General features: G+C 62.3%; 3 protein-coding genes. All 3 read right to left on the bottom strand.

Going from position 1 to position 1,044, the window contains the following annotated elements; translation table 11 throughout:
- Positions 1 to 281: hypothetical protein (locus RI554_11705; GenBank protein ID MDR9392678.1), on the bottom strand; the 281-nt coding region annotated here is incomplete at its 3' end.
- Between the two features lie 181 nt (positions 282 to 462).
- The gene (locus RI554_11700) at positions 463 to 669 is read right to left on the bottom strand and encodes a hypothetical protein (protein ID MDR9392677.1); all 207 of its coding nucleotides are present in this window, start codon (positions 667 to 669) and stop codon (positions 463 to 465) included.
- A complete protein-coding gene (locus RI554_11695; protein MDR9392676.1) occupies positions 666 to 1,016 on the bottom strand; it encodes a hypothetical protein in 351 nt (116 codons plus the stop codon). Before RI554_11695 ends, RI554_11700 begins: the two co-directional genes overlap by 4 nt.
- Between the last annotated feature and the right edge of the window lie 28 nt (positions 1,017 to 1,044).

Raw genomic sequence — 1,044 nt, 5'->3', positions numbered from 1 at the left:
TCGAGGTGCGTGACGCGGAAGTCGTACTTGGGGTGGGCCTTCACGGCGGCCGCCATGAGGTTACTGCCGACCGTCGGTTTGCCTTGAATGACGTGCACGCCGTTGACGGACGCGAAGGGGCCGAACCCCATTTCGCGTCCCGCCAGGACCTTCACACCGATTTGTGCGGCGTCCTTAGCGTCCGTGAAGTACCCGCTTCGCGCGAACATGTCCGCCAAGCGAGCCAGGTCATCCATGCTGCGGATCGGCATGCTGGTGGCTTTCTCGAGGTCGTGCGTCATGCGTCCCTCCCGGCGTCGCGCGTTTCTAAAAGTTCGTTGGCTTCCCTCCAGGCTTTCCGCCAACCCTCTTGAAGCCCTGCCTCACAAAGGGCGTGCTCATTAGTGGGCATGGGCTCTCCATTTTCGTAGGCTTGCCTTCCCCGTCTCACGTAGGTTTGGTATTTCCCCCGAGAATCGCTCATCATGCGGCCTCCATTTCGTACGGCAGGGTGGCGTTCTCGAGTTCCTCCATCGCTTCGATCAGGAACAGCGTGTGGCGAGCGACGCCCGCGAGGAACGCGTCGCGGTGCCGGGGGCGCGTGCCGTGCGTCGGTTCGTTCTCGAGGAGGTAATTGAGGAGGTCCTCGATCACGTCGTTTTCGTTCTTGATGGCTTGTTCGTACGTCATGCGGTGACCTCCTGCCGTTGAGTCTTGTTGTTGTGGCGGCGGCGTTGCTCGGCGTACCACTCGTCGCTAAGGCGGTCGTACCGTTCGGCGGCGACGCGAAGTTTGTGGTCGTTGGTGGCGGCAAGCCCTCGGATGGGGCGGCCCTCGAAGTCGTGCGTGTAGGTGCGGGCGAGACGTGCAGCGTGCTTCGCAACGATTTTGGCTTGGCGTTCCATCGCGAACTTGAGGATGTGGCGGCGTTCTTCGGGGTCGTTGAGGTGGGCACTGCATTCGCTGCACATGTCGGGCGCCACCAGGTCGGTGCGTTCCTCGTCGCAATACATGCAGTAGTTCTCGAGGAGGATCATGCTGCGACCTCGACGGGCTCGCCGGCGT

It is taken from the genome of Trueperaceae bacterium, assembly GCA_031581195.1.
GTDB lineage: Bacteria > Deinococcota > Deinococci > Deinococcales > Trueperaceae > SLSQ01.
The sequence above is the reverse complement of the archived record's forward strand: the minus strand, read 5'-3'. Positions and strand labels throughout refer to the sequence as shown.

Coding starts and splice junctions, on each gene's coding strand:
- RI554_11700 (MDR9392677.1), bottom strand. CDS start 669: ATGACGTACGAACAAGCCATCAAGAACGAAAACGACGTGATCGAGGAC.
- RI554_11695 (MDR9392676.1), bottom strand. CDS start 1,016: ATGATCCTCCTCGAGAACTACTGCATGTATTGCGACGAGGAACGCACC.